Source organism: Variovorax sp. 20P10.2.4 (assembly GCF_058244205.1).
Genome location: NZ_JBZAYE010000389.1, coordinates 1 through 7,140, shown reverse-complemented (window position 1 = coordinate 7,140; position 7,140 = coordinate 1). Strand labels below are relative to the sequence as shown.

8 protein-coding genes are annotated in these 7,140 nt (G+C 70.7%); 7 read left to right on the top strand and 1 reads right to left on the bottom strand.

Annotated features, from left to right (window positions below):
- The 6 genes from AC27VN_RS27865 to AC27VN_RS27840 form a co-directional block, all read left to right on the top strand.
- Positions 1–892, top strand: an 892-nt coding sequence (locus AC27VN_RS27865) for an FAD-dependent monooxygenase (protein WP_490878631.1), incomplete at its 5' end; no start/stop codon positions are given.
- A 29-nt stretch (positions 893–921) separates the two neighbouring features.
- Complete coding sequence (locus AC27VN_RS27860) at positions 922–1,143, top strand: recombinase-like helix-turn-helix domain-containing protein (protein WP_057595700.1); 222 nt, start codon at positions 922–924, stop codon at positions 1,141–1,143.
- Positions 1,144–1,153: 10 nt separating this feature from the next.
- Complete coding sequence (locus AC27VN_RS27855) at positions 1,154–2,212, top strand: Rieske 2Fe-2S domain-containing protein (RefSeq protein WP_490878630.1); 1,059 nt, start codon at positions 1,154–1,156, stop codon at positions 2,210–2,212.
- A 17-nt stretch (positions 2,213–2,229) separates the two neighbouring features.
- Positions 2,230–3,198, top strand: coding sequence for a PDR/VanB family oxidoreductase (locus AC27VN_RS27850; protein WP_490878629.1), 969 nt, complete (start codon positions 2,230–2,232; stop codon positions 3,196–3,198).
- Between the two features lie 46 nt (positions 3,199–3,244).
- Positions 3,245–4,351, top strand: coding sequence for a porin (locus tag AC27VN_RS27845; protein WP_490878628.1), 1,107 nt, complete (start codon positions 3,245–3,247; stop codon positions 4,349–4,351).
- Between the two features lie 26 nt (positions 4,352–4,377).
- Entirely contained in the window at positions 4,378–5,700 is a 1,323-nt protein-coding gene (locus tag AC27VN_RS27840) for an MFS transporter (protein WP_490878627.1), read from the top strand.
- A gap of 12 nt (positions 5,701–5,712) precedes the next feature.
- Here AC27VN_RS27840 and AC27VN_RS27835 read toward each other — a convergent pair whose 3' ends face one another.
- Entirely contained in the window at positions 5,713–6,444 is a 732-nt protein-coding gene (locus AC27VN_RS27835; RefSeq protein WP_093344510.1) for an ABC transporter substrate-binding protein, read from the bottom strand.
- A gap of 206 nt (positions 6,445–6,650) precedes the next feature.
- On the opposite strand from AC27VN_RS27835, the gene AC27VN_RS27830 reads away from it, so the two are divergent.
- A complete protein-coding gene (locus AC27VN_RS27830; RefSeq protein ID WP_093344508.1) occupies positions 6,651–7,040 on the top strand; it encodes a response regulator in 390 nt (129 codons plus the stop codon).
- Positions 7,041–7,140 lie beyond the last annotated feature (100 nt).

Below are 7,140 nucleotides of genomic sequence, written 5' to 3'. Positions count from 1 at the left end.
CGAATCGGCCGAGGCACGCTACGGCGCGCCGCAGCTCACGATCCACCGCGCCGACCTGCTGGCCGCGCTGGCCCAGATGTTCCCGGCCGAGCGCGTGGCATTGGCCAGGCGCGCCGAGCGCATCGCGGCCGACGAGGGCGGCGTGACGATCTCCTTCACCGACGGCAGCGAGGCCCGCGTGGGCGCGCTGATCGGCGCCGACGGCATCCACTCCTGCGTGCGCAACGCGATGTTCGGCGCCGAGAGCCCGCGCTTCACCGGCATCGTGGCCTATCGCGCCGTGGTGCCGGCCGAACGCGTGGCCGGCCTGCCGAACCTCGGCGCCTTCACCAAGTGGTGGGGGCCGAATCCGCAGAGCCAGATCGTCACCTTCCCGCTCAACCGCGGCAAGGACATCTTCATCTTCGCGACCACGCCGCAGGACAGCTGGCAGCTCGAGTCCTGGACCGCGCCCGGCGACGTGGACGAGCTGCGCGCGCAGTACACGGCCTACCACCCCGAGGCGCGCGCGCTGCTCGACGCCTGCGACACGGTGCTCAAGACCGCGCTCTACGAACGCGACCCGATGCCCGCCTGGGCGCGCGGCCGCATGGCGCTGATCGGCGATGCCGCGCACCCGATGCTGCCGTTCATGGCGCAGGGCGCGGGCATGGCGATCGAGGATGCGGTGGTGCTCGCGCGCCATCTCGAGGGCGTGGCGATGGACGGCATCGCCGCCGCGCTGGCCGACTTCGAGACCGCCCGCATCGAGCGCGCGAGCCAGGTGCAGCTCGGCTCGCGCGGCAACAACTGGCTGCGCGAGGGCGGCAACGCCGACTGGGTCTATGGCTACGACGCCTGGACCGCGCCGCTGGCCACGCCCGCGATGGCCGCGACTGCCGCGACCGTTTGAAGAATTCCACCTCACCCACGGAGGACCCCATGCCACAAGACCGCTACCTGCAACCGCACCAGGCGCGCCAGCGCCCGGCCACCACCTACGAAGACCTGCTGGGCGACGTGATCGAGCGCGCCTTCGCCGACGGCATCCACGACCTGCCGGGCCTGGTGCAGCGGCTCAACGACAGCGGCCTGGCCACGCCCGGCGGCCTGGCCTGGACCGAGGCGCTGTACCGCAAGGAAATGGCCACGCTGGCCGGCTGAGGAGACACCCATGAGCATCGCCATCCAACCCGTTCCCACCGACCCGGTCGACCACCTGCTCGAGATCGGCCTCAAGGACCTCTGGTATCCGATCTGCCCCTCGCACTTCATCAAGGAGAACCCCGTCTCGCTACGCCGCCTGGGCCGCAAGCTCGCGCTGTGGCGCGACGGTGAGGGCGTGCTGCATGCGCTCGAGGATCGCTGCCCGCACCGCGGCGCGCCGCTGTCGCAGGGCGTGGTGCTCGGCGACCGGCTCTCCTGCCCGTACCACGGCGTGGAAGTGCGGCACGACGGCGTGGTCACGCGCGTGCCCGGCAGCCCGGGCTGCAAGCTCGAGGGCTCGAAGGCCACGCGCCACTTCCACGTGCAGGAGCGCGCGGGGGCCGTGTTCCTCTACAACTCGAAGGAGCCGGTCGATACGCCGCCGCCGCCGCTGGTGCTGCCCGAGCAGCTGACCGACGACGCCGAGTATTCGAGCTTCCTCTGCTACACCGAGTGGAAGGGCGACTACCGTTACGTGCTCGACAACGTGATGGACCCGATGCACGGCACCTACCTGCACAAGCAGTCGCACTCGATGGCCGAGGGCGACTCGAGCGCCAAGTTCGGCATCCGGCCGACCGACATCGGCTTCGTGTTCGAGAAGGAAGGCCAGCGCAACGTCAACTTCGACTGGACCGAGTGGGCCGACACCGGCATCCACTGGATGCGGCTGGAGATCCCGTACCCGAAGACCGGCGGCCCGGGCGGCAACTTCATCATCGTCGGTGCCTTCGCGCCGATCGTGAAGGGCATGACGGCCACCTTCTTCTGGCGCGTGCGCAAGCTGGCGCCGGGCTGGCAGCGCGACACCTGGCGCTTCCTCTACCGCAACCGGCTCGAGGCGCGCCACTGGCACGTGCTCGAGCAGGACCGCGTGATGCTCGAGGAGATGGAGGCCGACGCCAACCAGCACGAGAACCTCTACCAGCACGACCTGGGCATCGTGCGGCTGCGCCGCCACATGCGCAACCTGGCGGTGGCGCAGCTCGCGCAAGCGGCCGAGCCCGCCGCGGCGGTCGCGGCCTGAGCGGGGAAGCCATCGCCATGTCTTCTCCCACGCTGAACGCCCTCGTGCACACGATGCGCTACGAGGCCGACGGCATCGTGAGCGTCGAGTTCCGGCCGGCCACGCCCGCGGTGGAGTTTCCCGCCTTCGAGGCCGGCTCACACATCGACCTGCACCTGCCCAACGGCCTGGTGCGCAGCTACTCGCTGTGCAACCCGGCCAGCGACCGCCAGCGCTACGTGGTGGGCGTGCTCAACGACCGCAAGAGCCGCGGCGGCTCGCGCTATGTGCACCAGCAATTGCGCGTGGGCATGACCCTGCCGATCTCGGCGCCGCGCAACAACTTCGCGCTCGAGGAGGACGCTCGGCGCTCGGTGCTGGTGGCCGGCGGCATCGGCGTCACGCCGATCTGGTGCATGCTGCAGCGGCTCGCGTCGCTCGGGCGGCCGGTCGAACTGGTCTATTGCGCGCGCAGCCGCAAGGAAGCCGCCTTCGTCGAGGCCATCGAGGCGCTGGCGCGCGAGAAGGCGATCGAACTCAGTTGGCACTTCGACGACGAGCAGGGCGCGCCGCCCGATCTCGCGAAGCTGCTGGCCGGGCGCGGCGACTACAGCCATTACTACTGCTGCGGGCCGACGCCGATGCTCGATGCCTTCGAACGCAGCTGCGAGCAGCTCGCCTGTGCCAACGTGCACATCGAGCGCTTCGCCGCCGTGCAGGTGGAGGCACCGGCCGCGACGCAGGGCTGCGTGGTGGCCTGCGCGAAGAGCGGGCGCGAGATCGAGGTGCCCGCGGGCAAGTCGATCCTCGACAGCCTGATCGATGCCGGCCTCGACCCCGACCACAGCTGCAAGGAAGGCGTCTGCGGTGCCTGCGAGACGGCCGTGCTCGAAGGCGAGATCGACCACCACGACGGCATCCTCACCAAGGCCGAACGCGCGGCCAACAAGACCATGATGATCTGCGTGTCGCGCTGCAAGGGCGCGCGCCTGGTACTGGACATCTGATCCCCCGAAGGCCCCAGGCCGAAAGAAGAACCACCCGAGACATTCCATGAAAAAGTACTTGCTCACGCTGGTTTCGATCAGCGCGGCTGGCGGAGCGCTGGCCCAATCCTCCCTCACGATCTTCGGCGTGGTCGACGCCGCCGTCACCTACACGCGCGGCAGCGGGCCCGGCGCGGGCAGCAAGACGCAGCTCACGAACAGCGGCAACATGTTCAGCCGGCTCGGATTCCGCGGCACCGAGGACCTCGGCGGCGGGCTGTCGGCGGGCTTCTGGCTCGAGATGGGGCTGCAGAACGACAGCGCGCTGGGCTTTCCCTCGAACTCGAACAACCAGGCCAGCGGCAACGGCACGCCGGGTGTGCTGAGCTTCAACCGCCGCGCCACCGTGAGCCTCGCCGGACCCTTCGGCGAGATCCGCCTGGGCCGCGACTACGTGCCGGCGTTCTGGAACACCGCGATCTACGACCCCTTCGGCACCGGCGGCGGCATCGGCGCCAACCAGCTCTACTTCTCGGGGCTGGGCGGCCTGACGGCGCCGACCGGCACGCGTGCCTCCAACAGCGTGGGCTACCTGCTGCCGGGCGGCCTCGGCGGCTTCTATGGCCAGGTGATGTACGCGATGGGCGAGAACGAATCGACCTCGGTGCTGCCGGGCACGCTGGTGTCGAACAAGCGCGACGGCAACCACGCCGGCCTGCGCGTGGGCTATGCCGACGGCGGCTTCAACATCGCGCTGGCGACCGGCAAGACGCGCTACGCGAGCGGCGACCTGCGCGTGACCAACCTCGGCGCCTCCTACACCTTCGGCCCGTCGCTGATGAACCTCAAGCTCACGGGCGAGCTCTACGGCGAATCGAAGGGCAGCACCGATGCCAAGGGCGCGCTGATCGGCTTCCACCTGCCGATCGGGCCCGGCGAGATCAAGGGCTCGTATGCGCGCTACCGGCTCGAGCCCTTCGGCGCGCTGCGCAACCCCACCTCGTCGAAGCTCGCGCTGGGCTACGTGCACAACCTGTCGAAGCGCACCGCGCTCTACGCCACGGTGGCGCGCATCAGCAACAGCAACGGCGCGGCCGCGGCCCTCACGGGCGCGATCACGGCGCCGAACCGGTCCTCGAGCGGCACCGAGTTCGGCATGCGCCACATGTTCTGAGAGGGCGAACGCGCCCGGAAAGTGCTATGCGAAGCCAGAGCAAGAACCTCCGCTGGTACGGCGTGATCACGCTGTTCCTGATCGTCGCGATCTCCTACGTGGACCGCATCAACATCGCGGTGCTGATCACCGACGCCGACTTCCTGCGCCACGTGGGCATCGCGCCGGACGACCGGGTGCGCCAGGGCTTCCTGGCGACGGCCTTCATGCTGGGCTACGGCATCTCGGCCTTCGTGCTCACGCCGTTCTGCTCGGCGCTGTTCGGCGTGCGGCGCAGCCTGGTCTTCGGACTGGTGCTCTGGGGCGTGGTGACCTGGGCCTCGCCGCTGTTCCACAGCTACGGGCTGCTGCTGGCCTCGCGCGTGCTGCTGGGCGTGTCGGAAGGGCCGCTGTTCTCGCTGGCCTCGTCGTACATCAAGGCGCATTTCCGCGGCGACGAGAACGGCAAGCCCAACGCCATCGTCAACATGGGCACCGGGCTCGGGCTGGCGCTGGGCTTTCCGCTCGTGGGCTGGCTGCTCGCGCAGTACGCCTGGGACACCTCGTTCCACGTGCTGGGCGTGCTCAACATCGTGCTGGGCATTCCGCTGGTGCTGGCCTTCGTGCGCATGCCGACGGGGCAGGGCGATGCGATCGCTCCGAAGTCCTTCGGCGACGCGATGGCGCGCGTGGGCGGCATCGTGAAGGGCGCGCTGCAGACGCGCCACCTGTTCCTGATCACGCTGCTGACCTCGGCCGCGCTGGCCTACCTCTGGGGCAGCAGCAACTGGCTGCCGACCTACCTGCGCGAGGCGCGCGGCTTCTCCCTGCGCGAGATGGGCTGGCTGGCCTCGCTGCCGCAGTACGCGACCGTGCTCGCGGTGTTCGTGGGCGGCGTGCTGGTCGACCGGTTGGGCCGCGCGCGCGTGCCCTTCATCTTCATGGGCGCCAGCGCGGGCGTGGCGCTGTCGGTGCTGCTGGCGATCAGCGCGCACGATCCCTACGTGGCGGCCTGCTGCCTGGTGGCGGCGAACTTCTTCTGGGGCCTGCAGAGCCCGGCGATCCCGAGCACGGTGCAGCACTGCGCGCGGCCCGAGCACACGGCCAGCGCCTTCGGCGTGACCAACGGCGTGGGCAGCCTGGTGGCCGGCTTCATGCCGGTGCTGATGGGCGGGGTGATCGGCGCGCTCTCGTCGGCCGGCGCGGCGGGCCATGGCGCGGGCAGCGGATCGGCGGCGGGTTTCTTCGCGGGCTTCGCGCTGCTGATTGGCACCCAGGTGGTGGTGTTCGGCTGCGGGCTGGCGCTGTGGCGGCGCGACCGGGCGCCGGCAGTGGCCGGCCGCGCCGAAGCCGTGTCCCGGGCGTCCTAGCCCGGACCGGGATCAGGGCGCGACGCTCGCGCCTTCGATGCCGTGGCGCTGCAGCGCCTCGGCCACGAAGCCGCTGGCCTTCATCTCCTCGACGAAGGCCGCGAGCAGCGCCTGGGCCTCGGCGCCGCGGCTGGCCGGCGTGCCCATGGCCTGCTGGATCACCATGAAGCGGCCCGGCAGCAGGCGCACGCCCGAGGAGCGCTGCGCCTCGGTCTCGAGCAACTGGCGGATGCCGGCCGCCACGTCGACCTGGCCCGCGCGCAGCGCCGAGAGCACGGCCTGCGCGCCCTGCACGCGCACCAGCTCGGCCTGGTGGATCTCGCGCGTGAGGAACAGGTCGTAGGCGCTGCCCGCGCCGACCGCGATGCGGTGGCCGGGCGTGTCGACCTCGGCGTTGTCCTGCAGCTCGGAGCCGTCGCGCACCAGGTAGCTGCCCTCGATCAGCACATAGGGCGCGGTGAAGCGCAGGCCCTCGCTGCGCGCCGGGTCGATCGCGAAGAAGCCGATGTCGGCGCGCTCGGCCCGGACCGCGTCGACCGAGGCCGCGGCCTTGTCGAACACCACCAGCTCGACGCCCACGCCGAGGCGGCGCGCGAACTCGTGGGCCAGGTCGATCGACACGCCGACCGGCTGGTAGCTCACCGGGTGCTTGTTGGCGAGGATCGGGTTGCCGAGGTTGATCGAGGCGCGCAGCGTGCCGCTGGGCGCGAAGGCGGTGACGAGGGCGGGGGAGATCTGGGTCATGGCAGTCCGTCGGAGGGAGGCGCGCGAGCGGCCGGCGCGGCCCTGGAGTTTACGGGCGCGGCGCCGGGCCCGCCGGTCGCCCGCCGTCCGGCGCGCCCGGGCGGCCGAAATTCCTACTTGGGCTGAAGGTTCTCGCTCACCGGATATTCAGCCCTATCGCGTAGGCTCGCTGCATCCGAAAAAAAATACCGAGGCTGTCGCCCATCGTGCCGATCTCCACCTTTCTCGTCGAAGACAACCCCCTCATCCGCCACAACCTCATCGCCGCCATGGAGGACGAAGCCGACATCCTGCTGGTGGGCACGGCCGCCACCGAGGCCGAGGCCATCGAGCGGCTCGACGCCTGCGATCCGCCCTGGGAACTGCTGGTGGTCGACCTGTTCCTCGAGGAAGGCTCGGGCCTCGGGATCGTCAAGCGCTACCGCGAGCGCCGCGCCGGCCAGCGCGTGGTGGTGCTGACCAACTACGGCACCGACGACATCGCGGGCTGGGCGCGCGAACTCGGCGCCGACGCGGTGTTCGACAAGTCGGCCGGGCTCGACGACTTCTTCTCCTTCTGCGCCGGACTCGGGGCCGAGGCCCCGGGCGCGCGCTGATGGCGGCGCCCGGACCGGCCGCCTCCGCCGCGCTGCAGCCGCTGCGCGAGGCCACGCGCGAACTGCACCATGCGCTCGACAGCCGGCTGCGCATCGGCGG